The sequence below is a fragment of the Psychrobacter sp. JCM 18900 genome (genome assembly GCF_904846625.1).
Classification (GTDB): domain Bacteria; phylum Pseudomonadota; class Gammaproteobacteria; order Pseudomonadales; family Moraxellaceae; genus Psychrobacter.
In genome coordinates this window covers 105,050-126,340 of the sequence record NZ_CAJHBL010000004.1, presented here as the reverse complement: position 1 = coordinate 126,340, position 21,291 = coordinate 105,050, and the positions used below count along the sequence as shown (strand labels likewise).

General features: G+C 41.7%; 13 protein-coding genes and 1 pseudogene. 7 read left to right on the top strand and 7 right to left on the bottom strand.

The window, feature by feature from the left end:
- Positions 1-17 precede the first annotated feature (17 nt).
- From JMX96_RS08790 to pilG, 7 genes and pseudogenes are all read right to left on the bottom strand, one after another.
- Complete coding sequence (locus JMX96_RS08790) at positions 18-1,013, bottom strand: chemotaxis protein CheB (protein ID WP_201568705.1); 996 nt, start codon at positions 1,011-1,013, stop codon at positions 18-20.
- Entirely contained in the window at positions 1,003-7,890 is a 6,888-nt protein-coding gene (locus JMX96_RS08785; RefSeq protein WP_201568704.1) for an Hpt domain-containing protein, read from the bottom strand. The genes JMX96_RS08790 and JMX96_RS08785 overlap by 11 nt, the downstream gene beginning before the upstream one ends.
- Positions 7,891-7,920: 30 nt before the next feature.
- Positions 7,921-8,853: a CheR family methyltransferase gene (locus JMX96_RS08780; RefSeq protein WP_227676995.1), complete on the bottom strand. Its 933-nt coding sequence runs from the start codon at positions 8,851-8,853 to the stop codon at positions 7,921-7,923.
- Between the two features lie 110 nt (positions 8,854-8,963).
- Positions 8,964-10,037: pseudogene (locus JMX96_RS08775) on the bottom strand (methyl-accepting chemotaxis protein); the annotation flags it as partial.
- 543 nt (positions 10,038-10,580) lie between these two features.
- Positions 10,581-11,111 carry a chemotaxis protein CheW gene (locus tag JMX96_RS08770; RefSeq protein WP_160022438.1) on the bottom strand — a complete coding sequence of 177 codons (531 nt, stop codon included), beginning with the start codon at positions 11,109-11,111 and terminating at the stop codon, positions 10,581-10,583.
- A 3-nt stretch (positions 11,112-11,114) separates the two neighbouring features.
- Positions 11,115-11,477, bottom strand: coding sequence for a response regulator (locus tag JMX96_RS08765; RefSeq protein ID WP_057761573.1), 363 nt, complete (start codon positions 11,475-11,477; stop codon positions 11,115-11,117).
- 179 nt (positions 11,478-11,656) lie between these two features.
- On the bottom strand, positions 11,657-12,034 hold the full coding sequence (pilG, locus tag JMX96_RS08760) for a twitching motility response regulator PilG (RefSeq protein WP_102091826.1): 378 nt from the start codon (positions 12,032-12,034) through the stop codon (positions 11,657-11,659).
- A 684-nt stretch (positions 12,035-12,718) separates the two neighbouring features.
- Here pilG and JMX96_RS08755 point away from each other — a divergent pair.
- The 7 genes from JMX96_RS08755 to JMX96_RS08725 all read left to right on the top strand — a co-directional run bounded on the left by JMX96_RS08755 (position 12,719) and on the right by JMX96_RS08725 (position 21,215).
- Entirely contained in the window at positions 12,719-13,942 is a 1,224-nt protein-coding gene (locus JMX96_RS08755) for an efflux RND transporter periplasmic adaptor subunit (RefSeq protein ID WP_201568702.1), read from the top strand.
- A gap of 260 nt (positions 13,943-14,202) precedes the next feature.
- Positions 14,203-14,925 carry a response regulator transcription factor gene (locus tag JMX96_RS08750; RefSeq protein ID WP_057761578.1) on the top strand — a complete coding sequence of 241 codons (723 nt, stop codon included), beginning with the start codon at positions 14,203-14,205 and terminating at the stop codon, positions 14,923-14,925.
- An 85-nt stretch (positions 14,926-15,010) separates the two neighbouring features.
- Positions 15,011-17,158, top strand: a complete 2,148-nt coding sequence (locus JMX96_RS08745; protein ID WP_201568701.1) for a sensor histidine kinase — start codon at positions 15,011-15,013, stop codon at positions 17,156-17,158.
- A gap of 256 nt (positions 17,159-17,414) precedes the next feature.
- Positions 17,415-18,185 (top strand): methionine ABC transporter ATP-binding protein, encoded by a 771-nt coding sequence (locus JMX96_RS08740; protein WP_201568700.1) that lies wholly within the window; start codon positions 17,415-17,417, stop codon positions 18,183-18,185.
- Between the two features lie 49 nt (positions 18,186-18,234).
- Positions 18,235-18,891: a methionine ABC transporter permease gene (locus JMX96_RS08735; protein ID WP_370587210.1), complete on the top strand. Its 657-nt coding sequence runs from the start codon at positions 18,235-18,237 to the stop codon at positions 18,889-18,891.
- A 170-nt stretch (positions 18,892-19,061) separates the two neighbouring features.
- Positions 19,062-20,039 (top strand): MetQ/NlpA family ABC transporter substrate-binding protein, encoded by a 978-nt coding sequence (locus tag JMX96_RS08730; RefSeq protein ID WP_201568699.1) that lies wholly within the window; start codon positions 19,062-19,064, stop codon positions 20,037-20,039.
- A gap of 327 nt (positions 20,040-20,366) precedes the next feature.
- The gene (locus tag JMX96_RS08725) at positions 20,367-21,215 is read left to right on the top strand and encodes an aldo/keto reductase (protein ID WP_102091823.1); all 849 of its coding nucleotides are present in this window, start codon (positions 20,367-20,369) and stop codon (positions 21,213-21,215) included.
- Positions 21,216-21,291: the final 76 nt, after the last annotated feature.

Genomic DNA, 21,291 nt, shown 5'->3' with positions numbered 1-21,291 from the left:
ACGTCACTCGCAATAAGTTAATGTGAATGGCTATCTGCCCTTTCACCAATGTAATCGGTTAGTTTTTTTGCTAAATCGGTAGGGCTACCAACAAAATTGCAATACCCTGAGTCAATGATAGCCTGAGGCTGACTTGGACATGCACTCAAGCTCGGATCTTGTGCCCATAATTGACTGTTATTGTCTTGGATTAAGTCTAGATACTGAGAGCCATCATTACCCATACCTGAAAATATAATATTAATAAGCTCGCTACCATGAACATCACTGGTATTTTTGAGCAGCTGCCCGATTGCAGGCTTATATTCACCATGCCAATCTTGATCCAATAGTATCACGCGACCTGTTGAATCACAGACAACCTGCTTATCAATAGGTACTATCAGACACTCTCCTGCTCGTAGCCGCTGTGAAGAAGCGATAATCTTACAGCGCCAGTCATTATGACGATTAAGTATGCGGGGCAACGTACCAATCATAGCCTGATTAAAATGATGTGCCAATAAAATACAAATTGGCAGTGTGGCTGGTACGTTATCTAAAAACTCTTTGACCGCACTAGGACCACCCATAGAAGCACCTAAAAATACGACATAATGCCAGTCAGTAGCGGCGCTCTTATAATTTGGAGCATCTACTAGTGTTGGTAAATCAAGCAACTGGGCAAATTTACGCTTTAACTTACGTTGCCATTTTGCATATTCTTGCGATTCGTTTAGATACGGTGCTTGACTGAAGCCTACTAGTACTGCTGCTGGTTTGGATGCCACCGTCGCTATTGCCACACTGTCATCATAATCACTGTCTATCAGCCAAATATCGATAGCTGAGTTAGAAAGCTCACCTGTTTCATGCCACTGTGTTCGTGACACACAGCCGACTAGCATAAAGCCGAAACCACGTACCGTATCTGAAAAAGCCATGCGCTGGCGGTGGTCTTCTGCCACCACCATCACTTTAATATCGTTTTTATTTTTTTTTCGCAGCGCTAAAACACGTGCATTATCCTTCATTAGTCAGGCTAACCCCTTCACCTAGTAATTTTTGCATTTTATCAAGCAGCTCTTTTTCTTGGAATGGTTTACCCATATAGTCATTCACACCAATCTCTAAGGCACGCTCACGATGCTTTTCGCCAGTACGTGACGTTATCATAATAATCGGAATTTGCTTTAGACGATTATTATGTCTGACTTGAGTGGCGACCTCGAAGCCGTCCATACGAGGCATTTCGATATCAAGCAATATCATATCTGGTGTCATATCTTGCAATATCTCAATTGCGTCAATACCATCTTTAGCGACTGCCACATTGAACCCCTGGCGCTCTAAGAAACGTGAGGTTACTTTACGCACTGTCACTGAATCATCGACGACTAGAATGGTAGATTTAGACTCTATACGTCCTCTTTTAGCATCAGCAGCTTTCGTAATATTCTTGACCAATTGCGCATTACGCATAAGAGCAATCAGATCTAAGATGAGCATGACCGAGCCATCACCCATGATAGTAGCAGCTGAAACTCCTGGAATATTTGATAATTGTTGGCCTAAAGGTTTGACAACAACTTCTATGCGCGAACCTGCAATCTGATCCACTTGCAAAGCAATATTCTGTCCGGTACGGTTTTTAATAATGATAAGCGGTAAGCTGGTATTGGTATTTACGACCAACTCATTTAACTTATTACCTGATAAAATCTCATTTAGGTAGCGTACTCGATACTCAGTGTCTTCAAAATTCAATGTGGCATCATTTGATTGATAATAGTCATAGAGCTTCTCTGGGTTCACTCGAACCACACGCTCAATCTGTACCAATGGAATTGCATAGTAGCGATCTGCAGCACGAACAACCAATGCGTCAGACACGGCTACCGTCAATGGTAGGCGCATCGTAAAACTTGAGCCTTTACCCAACTCTGAAACGACGGATACTGAGCCACCTAGTTGGCGAATCTCACTAATAACAACGTCCATACCAACGCCGCGTCCAGAAATCTGAGTCACTTGCTGACTCGTACTCAATCCGGCGTTGAAAATATATTGCATAATATCAAGGTCTGACAGATTATTATCGTCTGCATCAATTAGACCCTGAGAGATGGCTTTGCTACGTACTGCTTCAACATCAATGCCTCGCCCATCATCTGTTAATTGAATGACGATTTCACTACCTTCACGACGGACCTCAAGGGTAATACGGCCACTACGCTCTTTGCCTGACTTCAGACGGGTTGACGTGGTTTCAATACCATGGTCGACAGCATTACGTAACATATGCTCAAGCGGTGACGTAATGCGCTCTAGAATGGTTCTATCCATCTCGTCATCAGCATTAACAATGGTCAGTTCAACAGACTTATTAAGCTCGTTAGCTGTTTGACGTACGATACGTTCAAGACGTGGTGTCAAGCGCGTAAATGGCACCATACGTGAATTCATCAAACCGTCTTGCAATTCAGTCTGGGTACGAGATAATTGTAGCAGCAGGCTTTCACTATCGCGTGTTTTTTCTAATAGTGTATGGTTAATATCAACCAAATCCGAGGCCGACTCTGTTAAAGATTTAGACAGCTGATTCAATGATGAGTATTGATCCATCTCTAGAGGGTCAAAGTCTTCATTATCGATGAGTTCCTCATCTATCTGAGACAAAATTTGTGCTTCTAGCTCGATCTCCATACGACGTAGCTGATCTGCCAAGCGTTGTACTGTCGTACCCATCTCTTCAATACTGTTTGTTAGACTACTGATACCCATATCGATACGAGCACGGTTAATCGCTGACTCGCCAGACAAGTTAATCATGTGCTCAATCAAACCACCTGAGATACGAATCATCTCATTGCTACTAGCGCTCTGATCTTCTTCATGAGTATCTCTAAGCATAGACGGCATTTCACTGATATCTTTTGCAAGATACTGCGAATCTTGGTTTTCTTTGGCAATTAGGATTGCTTCACGCTGGGCTTGTAGAGACTCTTTAGGTATCGTTTTTATGCTATCAGGGTTTCTACCAAACTGCTCCAATGCTTCAATCAACAACGTAGGCGTTGGTGGATTAACATGTTGTTGAAGAATAAATACTGCATCAGCTAGCCAGTCATGACTTGCAACCAGTAACTCTAATACTTTTTTGGTGGCTGGACGTCGATTACTAACAAAATCCGTATAAACTGATTCCATTTCGTGAGCTAAGTCAGCGATACCAGAGGCAGTGACCATTCGTGCGCCACCCTTTATGGTATGCAAGTCACGTTGGAGCGCTTGTAACGCTGTGGCATTACTCGTGTCTTTTAAGAACAAGTGCAGATACTTATTACGATTGGTAAGCTCTTCTGCTTCTTCTAAAAATACCGCTAATATATCAGGATCAGGGAGTCCGTTAGCCCACGATTGATTAATCATGCTATCCAGACTTAGGGTACTCAATGCCTCGTTATCACTGTCAACAACATTGGCAGCAATGCTACGCTCTGTAGGTTCAAAATGATTTTTTGGTACTGGTATGACTAGATCGACTACCTCTGGTAACGTTTTTGCTTTTTCAAGCTGGCGCAACTGTTCAATCAGCTCTGGAGTAAAGAAAGATTTCTTATGACTCACAATATGCATCACTTGTAGTGACATCGTGTCTTGCACCATTTGCATGATTTCAAGCCACTGCGCGGTTGGCGCTCTTCGGTTCTCTACAAACGACTCGTAGACGCTTTCTGCTTCGTGAGTCAAATCACCAATACTACGGATACCAGCCATCCGTGCACCACCTTTGATCGTGTGCAAATGACGCTGTAGAACTTTCAGCGCATTGACATTGGTGATATCGGCACGCCATTTATTGAAACTTTCATCTAGTGCAGTATCAAGCTCTTGTGCTTCTTCTAAAAATATCTCTAATAGCTCGATATCAGTGTCAATCGTTTCAAACTGTAACTCAGTTGCTGGAACAACTTTAACGGTGAAGCCAACGTCCTCGTTCTCACCCCTTTCTTGATAAATACTCTGTAGATCATCAATGACTTGTTTATCTATTTTTAAGGAGGTACTTCCAGCTAAGGCATCAAACAAGCCAATCAGCTGAGCATGACCTGCATGCAATATCGCTTGAATGTCTTGATTTTGAGCTTTATCGATATGATTACTTAAATAACGATACGCATTACCTAGCTCATCTAAAATCGTGAAAAATTTTGGAAATGCTTGCGCTTTTTCCATAAGAGAAGCTATTTGAGAGGTTTGCTGCTCTATATAGCCTTGAACATGCTCTATCTCAGTATGATTCAACGCATCATCTAATTCCCACTCAGCATCGAGCAACGTATCAATATTACTGTCTAATAACTCTTCTATCGTCGGTTTCTTATTGGTCATGACAGTAGTGTCATTAGCCACGTATTGCTCGCCAAGCATGGCTTGCAATGACGCTATATCATGCTGACTCTGCGACCCATCGTCCTCTGCTGATACATCGTGCTGCTCTATATTTTGCTTATAGTTATTTAGATAACCCTCTATTAATGTGGCTGACTGGGCCAATGCTTCTAAGTGCTGAGCATTCATGCCTATATCTTGTTGTTGTAATGACTCCAAGCTATGCTCGATGGTTGCACTGACTTCACTGATAGCGGCCAAAGCACTAGAACCAGAAGCGCCGCGCAAAGTATGAAATGCGCGTACGATTTCATCTGTGATTTCTATATGACGCTGTTCTCTATTGTCTTTGACAAACTGTTCGATACAGTCAAGCAGCTCTTCTGCTTCATCAATAAATATCTTACAAAATGCTTTTTCTTCCTCAGTTTGAGGGGTAAGGACAACCGCTGCCTCTGCCATTTTTTCATTGACCGAATGAAAGGTCTGTAAGGTAGAGTCTATAGCTTCATTACTGTTGTCATCATAAGCATTGCCAGTCTCAGCCGTATCAGACCATGGCGTTGTTTCTTCCATCTCATCTATAGAACTACTTACTGACTGTGCAAACAAAGCAGCATAGCTAAATCCATTACCCTGCTGCTTGCTATACGCATCAGCACACGCAATCCACACTGGAACTACAGCTGGATAGTCTTGAGTACCCTGTTCAAACGCTACAAGCATATTGGGGTAAGCCGCCAATACATCTGTAATTAACTGACGCATATCAGCTGAGATAGCGACACTATTATCCAAAATACGGTTGAGCATGTTTTCTATAGACCATGCCAGTTCCGCTGTATAGTTAGCACCTACCATGCGGCCCGAACCTTTCAAGGTATGGAAACCACGGCGAATATCTTTTAATCCCTCTAGATCGCTCGGTGTTTTCTGCCAGCTTTCATACAATGGCACAATTTCTGCCAATACTTCATTGGCCTCTTCTATAAATATCTCTTTGATATCAGGATCTGCATCGTCGGCATCAGCTGGTAGTTGATTAGTCTCTCTAATAAAAGGTGCAAGACTCTCTGGAATATTCAACGTAGATAGATATTCGTTGATATTCGCTTCCTTATTATTCGATTCAGTAGCCAACTCGGTACTATCGTTATTAGAAACGTTATTAGAATCGTTATCAGCATTATCGATTTCTAGTAGCGATTTTTCTAATTCTGCATCATCTGACATAAACTCTTTGGGAGCAAGTTCAGCTAGCGTCAGTCCAGTGTTGACCGGCTGCTGACTCATAAGATTACTACTTTGTAAGATAACAATCGCAGGATCAAATCTTGGTAAGCGCTGCGCTGAAAAATCTGCTACCAATGCTGGTAGAATTTTTGTGGTATCAACCACTAGATTTACAACATCATCTGTTACTGGTAATGTTTTATCTAATAAACGATTGAGTAGGTTTTCGATTGACCATACTATTTCACTGATACTAAAGGCACCCACCATACGACCTGAGCCTTTTAGAGTGTGAAAACCTCTACGCACTTCGGTTAATGGTGTTAGATCTTGTGAGTCTTGCGCCCAGATAGGAAGGAAATCTTCAAGATCAGTGATAATTTCGGTCACTTCTTCAATAAAGATATCGTGGACATCTTCATCTGTTTCAAAGTTATCAGGCTTCACGTGTTCACGAGCCTGCTTTAGTGCATCACTTTCAGTACTATTGGACAGACTCACATTATCTTGTTCAACTACATTTGCATCGTCTATATTGATAACAGGGCTGATCTCGCCACTATCATCGTAACGTACAACATTCGTCGCAGCTGACCCTTGAGTGAGTACAGTCTCGTTAAGCATTGCTGGTGATTCGATATCAGTATCAAGAAGCTGTGTTGCTCTGGCCGTATGTTCATTTGCTAAAGTGAGCAACTGCTGGTCGAAAACCTGCTGCGCAAGATAATCAAGTAATAGCTCAATAGACGTTAAGCTCTCAGCCAACGCCTGCACCAAACTCCAGCTCGGGGTAGTAATATTACGAGTAGTTAACTGTGCAAATAGACTACCGATATCATCCATAGTATGACGAATTTCTGGCAATTCCATATCGTCAAAAGCTTGACCAATACTAGTAAAATCAGCAGACGCTGGTAATAACCCAATATCTTGATGTTGTATATAATCGTTGAAATTTTGCTTTATCTCTTCCACTGCAATTCGAAGCTCACGTAGGCCATCATCGGTAGGAATAGAGTCATGTTTACCTATTAATTCTGTCTCATTGCTGCTTATCACTTCAGGCAAAGTAGCGAAAGAGGTCGCATCACCAATCTTAAGTGAAATAGTTTGTTCAGTACTATAAATAGCGTTGTATAACTCTTGCAGCTTGCGTTCAATTTGCCATTGCTCTTGCGCAAAACTTGTTTCTGATACGAGAGACTGTTTCAAATCTGCAAGGATTGATTCCACCTGAGACACATAGTAAGTCCAGCCTCGGTTTTTGAGCTGTTCTCCGATATGTTGTAAAGGAGCTACTAAGCTATCTGGCTCATCTAGCTTGAAAATAAGCGCATCAAGTTGAGTTAATAATTGTGGTAAAAAACGAGACGCTGTCGTGGTACTTTGAGATACTTTATCCAAAATAGACTGAGTACGTTTGCTACTGTGCGCTAGATAACTCAATTCGACATAGATTGCGGTGGTCAATCTTACAACTATAGTTGAAGGTACTTCATTTGACTGGGCACAAGACTCTATAACTTGATCAAGCTGACCTAATAATGGAGCATAACGCTCAGGAAGTGGTTTCTCGTTTTGGGCCAGATCGCTTAGCAGTAATTCAGTTAAACACCATAGTCTTTGTAAACCACTATCTTGTGTTGTCTGCCTGAGATACTGGCTAGCTTTTCCTAAGGTACTGAGTGCTGACGACTGATTTGTATTAGTGATCAGTAATGCTTGTACTTGCTGACGCCATACGAGTAGCAACTGCTGACACTGTTCACTTGTCAAGCTAGCAGTAGCTTGTTCTGTAGGTAGGGCGGCTTCAATATTATTGATAATATTTTCGTTATTCGCATGATCGCTTGCGTATTCATGCTGAACGTCACTAACATTTACAAGAATGTCAGTTTCTATATCTCGTTGAGACAAAGCTTGGGTCAGCTCATCAATTGCTCTACTTATTAGACCTCTATGATAGATTCCTGTACGCGCATACTGATTAATCTCTCGTTGTAATAATCGATGAGAGAACTGACCTATACGGCGCTCTTTAATAGAAAAATCGTCACAACTTTGTAATCCTGCGAGTTGACTCAACTTGCTAGCAACACCTGCTAGTAAAGGTAGTTTAAGTATGATGAGCGCACCACTAACCTGATGATAACTTGATATTAGTTGCTCATGGTCGATGCTAGATTCACCTAATTGCCAACCGTCAGATATCTGTGTTAACTGCTGATTGAATAATGGTAGCAACCACTGAAACGTCACTATGTCATTGGGCTGGTTTTTCATAGGTTTATCCTAACTCGTCTATGCACTAATTTAGGCACTAATTTTTTGCCACACATTAACCTGTGGGTGCGCAATGCGGCGCATATTTGAAGGACGCCAGAACAACGCCTCACCTGGAGCCAATATAATATATCCCTCTAACGCGCACTGCTCTGATAACCGTGCCAAAATATCACGCTGATCAAATTTACGAAAATATAGCAGCATGTTTTGGCAAATAATCACATTCTGAAGATGCGTAGTGGGTGGTTTTTGTTCAATAATATTGTGTACAGAAAAATTGACATGTGGCTGCAATACAGGCGCTACCTGCCAATTCTCCTGCATACTATTAGCCGCTTCTGGTGTGTCAGGCTTCGATCTGTTTAATGTAATCTTAGATGGCAGCGGCTGAACGAACGGCTGACACGATTGCGGGATTAAAGTTTGTTGCCTGTTATCGTATTGTCCCAACCGTGCGCTTTTAATAGCCTCTTCGCTGATGTCCGTCCCTAATATTTTATAGTCTTGACATCGCTGTGCGGCCAAGCTCATGGCCAGTGACCAAGCTTCTTGTCCACTTGCGCAGCCAACACTCCAAATACGAAACAAACTATCAATGTTGTCCGCTTTATGATGCTGCAATGCATACTCTGTGACAAAGTCGATAGAGGGTCTATGTCGAAAGAAGCGACTCTCATGAATGAGTACTTTGTCTAACAACTGCTGACGCAACTCATCACTTTTCGATAGTTGATACCATAATTGTTGAACGCTCAATCCGTTCGACATCGCCGTACAGTCGACTGCATTGGCCAGCCACTGTAGTTGTATGTCTGGCAGCACAAATCCAGTCTCTTGCTCTATGTACTTCTGCCATCGCTGCACATCCAAACTGTCGACTTTCATCAAAGTATTACCCAATGTCAGATCAACTGTATTAAACAGATGGTTTGGCTTACCAACATTACCTAAGCTAGACAAATCACCTACTATAATTACGGCTTATTTTTATCATTCTTGGTACAGCAACTTTGTTCAATATGCAGAAAAATCAAATACTATCAATCTTGCTCTAAAAGAATAACTAATCACTAAACGCTTTCTTTCAATGCGCCTTCCGTATCCAACACTTCATAATCTACTAGCTCGTCGTCGTTCGATACCTTAAAGCCTGTTACCGATTCCTGTAGTGCTGCCGCCATTTCACTTAGCTCACCAATAGAACGGGCTGTTGCCATCGTTCCAGAAGAAGTTTGTGAGGTAATATCTTGAATGATGTTCATGGTGTGAGAAATATGACCCGCAGACTCAGCCTGTTGTAATGCAGCGTTTGAGATGTTTTGAATCAAGTCAGCCAAAGTATTAGAAACGCTCTGTACTTCTTCTAGTGCTTCACCCGCATCTTTCGCTAAGCGTGCACCGCGTACAACTTCAGAAGTTGTTGACTCCATTGACATAACCGCTTCGTTGGTATCAGCCTGAATGGTTTTTACCAACGTTTCAATCTGTTTAGTAGCGTTTGCTGAACGCTCAGCCAGACGCTGTACCTCATCAGCAACAACCGCGAAGCCTCGGCCCGCTTCCCCTGCCATCGATGCCTGAATAGCGGCGTTCAATGCCAAAACGTTGGTCTGGTCAGCAATATCGTTAATTAGTCCAACGATGTCACCAATCTCTTGCGAAGACTCACCAAGACGCTTAATACGTTTTGACGTTTCTTGAATCTGATCACGAATAACGTTCATACCCTCAATAGAGCGCTGTACAACTTCTGCTCCATTGTGAGAAATAGCAACTGAACGCTGGGCAACCGTTGCAGATTCTGCAGCGTTGTTTGAAACCTGATCAATTGAGACAGTCATCTCATTAATAGCGGCTGATACACCAGCAATTTCTTGTGCTTGGTGTTCAGAAGCTTCGGCCAGTTCAACAGCATTCATCTGCGTTTGATCTGAAGACTGTGAAACTCGGTCAGCAGTGCTGTTAATAACCAGTACCAGCTGTCGCAATTGGTCAATTGCAAAGTTGACTGAATCAGCAATTGCCCCTGTAAAATCTTCTGATACAGTCGCGTTGACTGTCAAATCACCTTCTGCCAAATCACCCAATTCATCAAGCAGACGTAAAATAGCGATCTGGTTACGTTCGTTTTCTTCTTGGATTTGACGCGCTCGCTCAGACTCAGCTTCTGCTTCTTGGCGACGACGCAAGGTTTCTTTTTCAATAAGCGATCGCTCTGATCCACCACGGTTTTTCAGTAGCTGGTACAAAGCAAACAGAATCCCTAATGCGCCGATTGCAAATATAGCTGCTGGCAAGATAACAGATTGATTGAAACTATCGAAATACTGACTTACCGATGATAGCGAGTTAACTAGCCAAATCAGACAAGCCAAACTTAATAGAACAAAAAATCCTAACAATAGCTTCCAGGTACTATCAGCGTCTTTGCCATCTGCTGATGTTTTGGCCATACCAGCTACAGGTTTTTTTATCACATCACTCATCTTGCGTCTTCCTTTCAAACAGTCATCAAAGTCTAATTGTGGCTGACTTTGACAATCGTATTGTTATCTAAACAATGATTAGCAAAGCCTGTATAAATGCTGACATCGAACCCTATTACGTCAGTCGCTATCCTTCTATCCTTCTATCCTTCTATCCTTCTATCGTTATTTGTTGATAGATAGGTACTTTATAATTGATAGCTATATCGCAGCATCTGAATACTGAGGATCCTGTGCGAGCAAACTTGGCATAAATACATACCAGTCTTGGTCATTTTTGAAAAACTTGCCATGGTTATAAGGCGCAAATGGCGACTCTGGATCTATGGCTTCTGGACGATACTGTTCTTGTGTGAACTGTTCGATACCAAGTACTTGATCTACCAGCAGTCCTGAAAAGTTATTGTCATAATCAATGACGATAACTTTTCGTTGGCTCATTTGTGTCAAGCGACTAGGTACTTGCAAAAAATGCGACAAATCCGTTAAAGGTAATAGTCGCCCACGAATGTTGGCAATACCTAGCATCCATGGCTTTACTAGAGGTAGGCTAGTATATTCTGGCATAGATAATACCTCTGATACCTGACCCATAGGGGCAACTAGGCGCTGCCCACCAATTTCAAATACCACACCTTGCCAATCAAACTCTTGGCCACCGCGGCGACCGCTTTTGCGCGCGCGTGCCAAATCTGCTAAACGCAGAAGCTCGATAAATCCTCTAGAAGCCACAAGTTACTCCATCACTTTGCGAATCATATTGACCAATCCACTTTCATCAACTGGCTTGTTCATATATTCTTTGGCGCCTTGACGCTTGCCCCAAACTCTATCTGTCTCTTGGTTTTTAGTACTAATCATAATGACAGGGATATGAGCAGTGGTTTTACCGCGGGTGATCTTACGCGTGGCTTGAAAACCATTCATTTCAGGCATGACCACATCCATCAAAATCACATCTGGTAAATGTTCAGCTGCCATCTGGCAACCCTGCTCACCATTGGTCGCTTCCAACACTTGGAAGTTGTTTTTGGCAAGCATATCGCGAAATTTCGCCATTTCTGATGGCGAGTCGTCAATGACTAAAACGGTAGTCATAGGAGGTTCCTTTATGTTCTAAAATATCTGTGAAGATATATTGATATATGGTTCAGATAAAACGATTAAAAATAGCACTTGTAAATCGACTGGTAGCCATTCTTTAATCATGATTACTCAGTATTAAATAATCTGGAGCGATAATATCAATCACTCCCTGTAAGTCTATATTTATTCGATTAACGGTACTGATTAATAGCATCAAAAAGCTCATCTTTACTAAATGGCTTAGTCAGATACTCATCAGAGCCCACAATACGACCACGTGCCTTATCAAATAGACCATCTTTAGATGACAACATGATTACAGGTTTATCAGCATAATCGGGGTTGTTTTTTATCAGCGCACAAGTCTGATATCCATCTAGACGTGGCATCATAATGTCAACAAAAATAATATCTGGATTGTTATCTACAATCTTTGCTAACGCATCAAAACCATCGATAGCGGTCACTACTTCACAGCCCGCTTTTTGTAATAAAGTTTCTGCAGTACGGCGAATGGTTTTTGAATCATCAATTACCATTACTTTTAAACCTTCAAAATTATTTTCCATTCTCATTGTCCTGTAAACGACTATTTGTTCGTAACGCTATCTAACAATACAAAATTTGCTTGGCTATTTTAAACTTTTATATCATCTATTGTCAGATCGATATAAGTACCTACATTTGCATTGTCTGCGTTGAAATTTGTGATAACAGCGAATCTTCTACAATTGATGCCTACTGATTAATCGCAGTATCAATATAGCGTACTATACGCACTTTATTATTAATCTTACAAAATCCAGCGTTATTTAAGTACCTTAGATAAAATAACTTACCCTTCAAATATCTAATAAGAAAGTCAAATTTAAAAATTATTCTAATTAACAATAAATCCACTTTTTGATATATAAATAAATCGGAGTTTAGATAGCAGGCATCGTTATTATAATTTTGTATTGTATATAACTGGCAATGATATTACTGGATAATTTTCATTTGTAATAAAAATGTATCAATGCAATTTATAGTGTTTGTTTTAGCACAGTTGTTATGGCTTTTCCAGTAATTAGTAAAATTATGTTCGAACTCATTGGTATCACAAATAGCTGTTCTTATTTATTAAAGGTATAACTTCAACTTTTCCTAGGTATTTTAATTATCAGCTTTCTAAGTTTAGTAAATATCTTACAGTCGTTCCACCACATTGCAATTCACTATATAATGATATGACGATTACAATGGTGACTGCTATGACAGCTTCTAGATATTTAAGAAAAAGCCTCTATTTATTCAGCGTACTATTTATCGCTGCTTGTCAGCCGTCACCTATAAATGAATCAGCTGTTACTGACACTGAAGAAGAGACCGCTGACACGCCACTTATCATCACAAGTGACAGTGTCACAATGACACCAGAACATATCTTGAGTATCAAACCTTCAAGATATCAGCCCAGTCTCGGACTACAAGGTAATATCGAACCTATCAAGCAGACCACATTTGTTGCAGTACATCCGATTCGTATAGAAAAAATACTGGTTAATGAAGGTCAATGGGTTGAAAAAGGCACGCCATTGCTTGTCTTTAGGCGTGTGGGTACGGCTAGCAAAACTGAAGATTTAAAGAAGCCTGAACAAGGTAATGTAGAATCAAACGATGTTAACAAAACCAATCCAGAAAATACGAAAAACTCTGATGCTAACTCCGCACAAGCTGCGCCAGACACAGACATTGCTGTTGTAAGAAAAACTGATAGTGACAAAACGTTAGAAGCAAACTCTGCGATAGATACTGATAGCAAGAATTCTATTAATCAAAATGCAAACGTTAATACTTCTAAACAAGATACGCAGTATAATTCGATTACCATTCATGCCAGCTTTTCAGGGCGGGTAGAAAACTTGTCTGCTAGTGCAGGACAACAGCTAGCGGCGCGCGCGTCTCTACTACAGATCAGTGACGAGACCAAGCTGCATTTTATGGCTACTCTACCTATACAAGCAAAACCACAGCTCTCAGTTGGCCAAACGGTCAATTTTACCGCCGAAGGTATCTCAGACAAGTTTACGGGACAGGTCAGCAAACTGGTATCGACCAGTCAGCCCAAAAAGCTCTTGGTCTATGTTAATGTCATCGACAACGAAGTAAGTCGTGATAAGTTACTGCCAAATATGAAAGTCACAGGGCGCGTCAATTATGGTCAAATAGATGTTGGCACTATCGTACCTAAGCGCGCTCTACATGACGTCGACCTAACAGAGTTGCAAACTTCTCCTTATATGCCGCTACAACCATTGACTGCAAATGTTTGGATAATCGGACAAGATCAGCGTTTAACGCGCCAACCTATTGAAGTAGTTGAATACGATCCTACTACGCAGCAGTATTTGATAGCAGGTGTGAGCAATGATAGCTTGATTTGTTTGGCTGACTTACCTGTTGATTCTAAAGGTAAAAAAGTCATTGTGTCATAATAGCTTATGCTGACAGTTACATTGCGTAGAAACATTAACAAAGCTTCTCTTGTTTTGTAACAGCATAATTAGGCAATATGGCCCTATTATATATAGCATTATCCGAGTATTAAAATACGACTCACATTTAATTATGCGCTATTCTGTATATTTGAAAACGTAGAGGCTTAATAGTTTAACTATTTATCATTACCAACAACTTATTATTACCAGAAACGTTATACTTTTTATAAATCACAATAACAATTAGAGGACATCCTATGAGTAAGCAGATTTTATTGATTGAAGACGATCCAGATTTAGCTGAGCTGATCAGCGATTATTTGACCATGAACTATTATGATGTGCATCATGCTGGACTTGGTCAAGAAGGTCTCGACTTATTAGACACCAAAGAGCGCGATATTGACTTGGTTGTATTGGATCTTATGCTACCTGATATGGACGGTATGCAAGTGTGTCAAAAGATTCGTGGCAACAAAAACAACATGACCAATAAAGTACCTATTATCATGCTGACCGCAAAAGGCGATACAACCGATCGCGTGTTGGGATTGGAGATGGGTGCTGACGATTATATCGCCAAGCCTTTTGAGCCACGTGAGCTTTTAGCTCGTATCCGTGCGGTTATTCGTCGTCATGAGCAACCAAATCAAGCCGATAGCCAATCAGACAGCCTCACCTTTGGCCGTTTGAGTGTGTTCCCTGATAGTCATGAAGTCACTATCGATGACCAACCAGTACGTCTAACCACGCATCAGTTTCAGTTGTTACACTACTTTGCCACTCATTCTGGCAAGGTGTTAAATCGTGAGCAACTCTGGCAAGCGATGCCAAATGATGACAGCTCAGACAATATTGACCGTGCGATTGATGTACATATCTCGCGCCTACGTGCTTTGATTGAAGACAATCCACGCCAGCCAAAACGTATTATTACCGTACGCGGCGTCGGCTATCAATTTGCCACTGATCAGGTGTAATTGTAAAGGATACCTAATTAGCTGACTCATGGTGTAAACTCTATACCATGAGTCAGTACAAGCGTTTAATAACAGAGATCGTTTAATGCAGCAATTGGGTTTTCGTTCCGTATTTGCCAAACTATTTGCCAGCGTTATGCTGGCACTTACTTTATTTGCTGTGGCAATGGTGCTGTTGACCCAACTTGTTCATGACAAAGACGCTGGTATTCGCTCAGAGATATTAGCCACACAGATTCTGGGGCAAATCGATCCATTCTTGCATGAATTGAATATTTCTATCAGCAAAGACAATCGTTTGCAGTCGCGTTTCATGCTGGCTGTCGTTAAGAAAAGCTTTGATATTTTTGATGAATCACTGCAAGCAAAAATGGGATTGTATGACAGCGAAGGTCGGCTACTCATGCAAACCGATAACAGTGACCTACCCCTAGAGCTTCCCCCTACCCCGTCTTTGTTCTCGCGCGTTTTTCCATCACTTGCAGACACGTCACCTACCAAGCAAGCTCAAGTGTATAGCAGTACGGGTTATACCTTACTGTACGAATCACGTCTAACACCTAAAAAACCTGTCCTTTCTGCAGCCTTGAACTTATTCACTGGTACGTTACTACTGCTACTCATTATGGCAGGTGTACTATGGTTGATTGCCCGGACGATGACATGGCGGATTGACCAGTTGAGCCAACAAATGACTCAATTGGGTGATGGTGATTTTACGGTGCGAGTGAATGCACGTGGTAATGACGAAATCGCTGCACTAGCACGCGGATTCAACCAAGCGGCACAAAAAATTGAACACTTAATTGATGCCAATAACTTGCTATTAGCACATGCCTCTCATGAGCTACGTACACCGATTACGCGTATCCGTCTACAGATTGAAATGATGGATATGTTGGCTGGTGCGCTACCAACTGATACCAAAGCAAAATTCGATAAACGGGCACAAGCGATCAATAGAGACTTGTCAGGTCTTAATGACTTAGTAGAAAGTATCTTATTGGTTAGCCGTCTGGATGCGGGACATGCTTTACAGCAAGTTGAAAACCTCGATTTATACGATTTGGTAAATCAAGAACGTCAGCACTATCCTGAAGCCACGCTGATTGGTGAGCACATCGTGATAGATGGTCAATCATCAATGTTGACTCATTTGATTCGTAACTTACTTACCAACGCTATGCTACATGGCAAGCCACCCGTTACGGTATTGCTATACGGTGTTCAGAGCATAGAAGAAGCCGGAACTGTGCCCGACTATCTATTACAAACAGTGCTATGCAGCAGCTTTGTCGATTACAACAGTTTAGACTTTGACGATTATGAAGAAAACGCTGATGCCAAGGTAATTGAACACCAAACCGCTAAACACGAAGCTACTAGTTCGATTGATAAAAATAAATCCGAAACGACTGACTCAGTAGCAGAGCTACCAACGCCGACTATCTACAAAAACGGTGAGGATATAGCTGCTCGCAATGAGAACAACGAGAGCAACGAGAGCAATGATGAAGTCAGTATTGATAACGGCCTTTCAGATGAAAGCTTGATAGACAGTGCTAGCAAACCCCAACCTACTACTAGTGAATCATCACTACTTGCTGACTATTACAGCTTTACCAGTGAGTTAACTGACAGAATTAAGAAAGTTATTTGGAAAGCTGTCCCAGATTCTACTGAACCTGCTAGCGATGCTAATAGTATTAATAATACTGACAACGCTGGCTTGATTGAAGTAGCTAAAACAAACTCTATAAGCAACGTAGAAAGCGAGAATACTGACACTCTCATCGAGAATAGTGCTCAAAAATCAGATAAATCTACTACTGATACCGCTACTAAAAATAACGGCTCAAATAATACGAAAGATGACGCCAAATCTAATAGCTCAAACAATGAGAGCTCAGGTGCAGTCGTGCGTAAAGAGGGCTTATTTGCTAAGCATATGAAAAAAGCCAAAACTGAACCCGAACGTCCTTTGCCGAAATATGCCGTGCTGGCTGTAATCGACGAAGGCACTGGTATCCCTGAAGGCAAGCGAGAAGAAGTCTTTAGCCCATTTGTACGTTTACAGCAGAAAAACAAAGGCTCTGGATTAGGGTTATCGTTAGTCTCACAAATCGTTACCGCTCATCAAGGACGAATTATTACAGATACCCTAAATGGTCATACTAGATTTTTGGTGACTATCCCCATTCATCATGACCCTCATTACAACTATCACGAGTAATCAATCCCCATCGTTATATAGATAGCTATCACGCTGTCGCCTTCACACTTGCCATTTTAACTGCTTATTCTTAATAGCTATTAATCATAAGCCGGACACGTATGTGCATATCCAAAGTGCCTGATAATATGCTATATTACCGCCCCTTATTATACGGTTATTGACTTTTGTCGTTTTGACAAGCTTCTTACATATTAAAAGAGGCCTGATGACGTGTTTTTAACCATTAAAAAATTTATTAAATTTTGAGCCCTCCATGAATGACATGATTGTCTTAAACGATGTGACCAAAAGTTTTTTAAGCGACCGATCAATCAAAGACAAAGACGGCAAACCACATTGGTTTACCGCTGTTGAGCCGACATCTCTGACTATCAAACAAGGCGAAATCTTTGGTCTAATGGGTTATTCAGGTGCAGGTAAATCTACCTTATTGCGCCTAATCAACATGCTTGAGCGTCCAGATTCGGGGCAAGTCATGATAGATGGTACTGACCTGACCACGCTGTCTGCCAGTGAGCTGCGTATTGCTCGTCATAATATCGGCATGATTTTTCAGCAGTTTAATCTGATGTCTAATCAAACGGTTTTTGACAACGTGGCATTTAACTTAAAAATCTCGGGTTATCCAAGTCGCGACATTCATAAGCGCGTTATGGATTGTCTTGCGATTGTCGATCTAACCGATCGTGCTGGTCACTATCCTGCGCAGCTATCAGGCGGACAAAAACAGCGTGTGGGTATTGCCCGCGCGATTGCCCCTAGTCCAAAAGTATTGTTGGCCGATGAGCCAACCAGTGCGCTTGACCCTGCAACGACCCGTAGTTTGCTGACTTGTCTGCGCGATATCAATGAGCAGCTTGGCGTGACTATCGTCATCGTGACCCATGAGATGAGTGTTATTCGTAGACTTTGTGATCGCGCAGCGTTATTGCATCAAGGACAACTATTAGAAGTTGCGGATGTGCGAGACGGTCTGATTCAAGCAACCACCCCGATTGGCAAAGGCCTAGTCGTCGAGGACTAATGAGGCAGGAGAAATAGATATGTTAACTGGTACTGAATTATCCGCCTCTATAGACAAATTACTTGTGTTACGCAAAGAGATCGTGAGCGCGTTTATTGATACGTTTGTGATGCTCGGTATTTCAACCACGGTCGCAATCGTCATCGGTGGACTGTTTGGCGTATTCTTGTTTTTGTCTAGTGATCGACAGTTTTTGCAAAACAAGACATTGTACGGTGTGCTTGGCGGGATTACCAACTTTATGCGTGCTTTCCCTTTCGTGATTTTGATGATTGCGATGAGTCCGTTTACCAAGGCCATCGTTGGTACGGGTATCGGACCGATCGCTGCATCACTGGTACTTGCTATCGCTGGTTCGTTTTATTTTGCGCGCTTGGTCGAGCAAAATTTACGCGAAGTGCCGCGCGGTATTATCGAAGCAACTGAATCGATGGGGGCCAGGCCTTTTACCATTATTAAAGTATTACTTAACGAAGCCCGCTCAGGTTTAGTATTGTCAGTCACTATTCTTTGTATCAGCTTGCTCTCTTATTCAGCAGCCGCTGGTATGATTGGTGGTGGCGGTTTGGGTGATTTGGCCATTCGTTATGGCTATTATCGCTATCAAACCGAGGTAATGATTTTTATCGTGATCGTACTATCTATCATGGTCGTCTCGATTCAAGCCTCTGGTAACTGGCTCGCCAATCGTTTAGACAAACGTTAAACCGCTTTAGAGAATACTTGACTTTACGAGCGACTAGGTTTATTTTTGGCAACACTCAACCCTTATCTCAGCTCTTACAACAAAAGCAGCATTACTATTTATAATGTTGCTTTTTTAATGTTCAGACGATAAACGTTTTACTCAATCCCATTCATTATTAAGGACATATTATGAAATTAACAGATATTAGCCGTCAGTTAGCTACCGCATTTGCCGCTGTTGGTGTATCAGGCCTAGTCTTAGTCGGTTGCAGCAACTCATCAGCGCCAGAAGCGACTAAAGAGCCAGTAACCGAAGGTGCCACTGCAGAAACTGCCGCTAGCGATATCGATCCTGACCATACCAAAATCGTTATCGGTACGACTGAAGGCGATTTTGCTGATATGGTTCGTAACCAAGTAAAGAGCACGCTTGAAGCTCAAGGTTATGAAGTTGAGTTGATTGCTTTTACTGACTATGTCCGTCCTAACCTTGCATTGGCTGAAGGCGATTTGGATATCAACATCTTCCAGCACAAGCCTTATCTTGATAATTTCAAAAAAGAAAACAATCTTGATCTAGTAGAAGCATTCCAAGTACCAACGGCTCCGCTTGGTATCTACTCAGGTAAAAAGACTAGCCTTGATGATGCATTTAAAGGTATGAGTGTCTCTGCACCAAACGATCCTAGTAACTTTGCACGTGCTTTGGTTATGATGAACGACCTTGGCTGGATCAAATTGAAAGACAACATTGATCCATTGACAGCATCAAAAGCAGATATCGCTGATAACAGCAAGTACGATATCGAAATCGTTGAACTAGAAGCTGCTCAATTACCACGCGCACGTGATGAAGTTGACTTCGCAGTTATCAACGGTAACTACGCTACTGACTCTGGTATCAAATTGACCGAAGCATTGTTCCAAGAGCCAAGCTTTGCTTATGTAAACTGGTCAGCGATCAAATCTGCTGATACTGGTAAGAAATGGGTTGAAGATGTGACCAACGCTTATAACTCAGAAGCTTTCAAAAAGTATGCTCATGAAACGTTCCCTGGCTACAAGTACCCAAAAATCTGGGGTACTGATCATAGCGCACATACGGACACTGCTGCTAAAACTGAAAGCGCTGACGCTCCAGAAACTGCAGAAGCTGCTGCTCAATAAGACTTTAAATCAAAAGTACCTAGTTTTTTAGGTGTTATGATTAATAGAAACGCCCATTGCTTACAGTGATGGGCGTTTTTTTGTCTTTAATTTTGGGAGTGCTGTCTTCCAATACAGTTATCAAAAGACTAACTGTGCATTAAATAACTATCAAAAATCACGTTACAGCCTGTTTGCCCTTTGTAGGAAACCGTCACTCACTCTTCCACTTGTCCTTGGTTTTTCCTATAGTGGACAGGCTCAATAGTGATTTACTCGTTAGACCATACTATTGATGACATTTGAAACTAATGAAAATTATAAGATACACATAACAAGGATAATAATATGAGCGCTAAAAACTATAATATTCGTACCGCTGGCCAAGCAAATATCCCAATCCTAGGCCTAGGTACTTGGCAGTCAACTGGGCAAGATTGCGTAGATGTGGTCAAAAAAGCGTTAGAAATGGGTTATGAGCATATCGATACCGCTCAAGCTTATGGTAACGAAAAAGAAGTTGGCGAAGGCATCAGGCAATCAGGCGTGGCTCGTGATAAGTTCTTTTTGACTACCAAGATTTTTCCAGATGATATGAAGTTTGAACCGGAAAAACTGGTCGCAGCAGCCAAGCGTTCTTTGGAAGATTTGGGTACAGATTATGTCGATCTGTTGCTGTTGCACTGGCCTGATGACCGCGTGCCGTTATCTGAGACCATTCCTGCGCTGTGTGAACTCCAAAAGCAAGGCTTAACGCGTCATATTGGTGTTTCAAACTTCAATATTGCTAATATCATCGAAGCCAAGAAATATGCTGATGTGCCTATCGTCGTCAACCAAGTAGAGTTTCATCCGTTCATTAAACAAAACACATTGCAGACCTTCTTAAATAATCATCATATTCTACTAGAAGCCTACTCGCCATTAGCGCGTGGTGATGTATTTGATAACGAAGTAATTAAAGAGATTGCAGATAAGCACAATGTAACGCCAGCGCAGATTTCATTGGCATGGATCTTATCAGACAAGCATCGTGTGGCCATTCCAAAAACGTCTAATCCTGATCACTTGCAAGGCAATCTAGATGCCATTAAAGTTGAGTTAAGTGCAGATGAGTTAGAAAAAATCGGTAACCTAGCCAGCTCTGACGGTCGTAAAATTGAACATCCTGACTATAGCCCAGTATGGGATGACTAACAGGGTTAATAAGTACGATTAGCTGATTAGCTAAACCAAGCTCAATAAAAAGCCACCGATAATCGGTGGCTTTTTT

Bases quoted from the DNA above. Each gene is read 5' to 3' on its own strand.
- JMX96_RS08790 (WP_201568705.1), bottom strand. From the start codon at position 1,013: ATGAAGGATAATGCACGTGTTTTAGCGCTGCGAAAAAAAAATAAAAAC.
- JMX96_RS08785 (WP_201568704.1), bottom strand. From the start codon at position 7,890: ATGAAAAACCAGCCCAATGACATAGTGACGTTTCAGTGGTTGCTACCA.
- JMX96_RS08755 (WP_201568702.1), top strand. From the start codon at position 12,719: ATGACAGCTTCTAGATATTTAAGAAAAAGCCTCTATTTATTCAGCGTA.
- JMX96_RS08740 (WP_201568700.1), top strand. From the start codon at position 17,415: ATGAATGACATGATTGTCTTAAACGATGTGACCAAAAGTTTTTTAAGC.
- JMX96_RS08745 (WP_201568701.1), top strand. From the start codon at position 15,011: ATGCAGCAATTGGGTTTTCGTTCCGTATTTGCCAAACTATTTGCCAGC.
- JMX96_RS08750 (WP_057761578.1), top strand. From the start codon at position 14,203: ATGAGTAAGCAGATTTTATTGATTGAAGACGATCCAGATTTAGCTGAG.
- JMX96_RS08765 (WP_057761573.1), bottom strand. From the start codon at position 11,477: ATGACTACCGTTTTAGTCATTGACGACTCGCCATCAGAAATGGCGAAA.
- pilG (WP_102091826.1), bottom strand. From the start codon at position 12,034: ATGGAAAATAATTTTGAAGGTTTAAAAGTAATGGTAATTGATGATTCA.
- JMX96_RS08725 (WP_102091823.1), top strand. From the start codon at position 20,367: ATGAGCGCTAAAAACTATAATATTCGTACCGCTGGCCAAGCAAATATC.
- JMX96_RS08730 (WP_201568699.1), top strand. From the start codon at position 19,062: ATGAAATTAACAGATATTAGCCGTCAGTTAGCTACCGCATTTGCCGCT.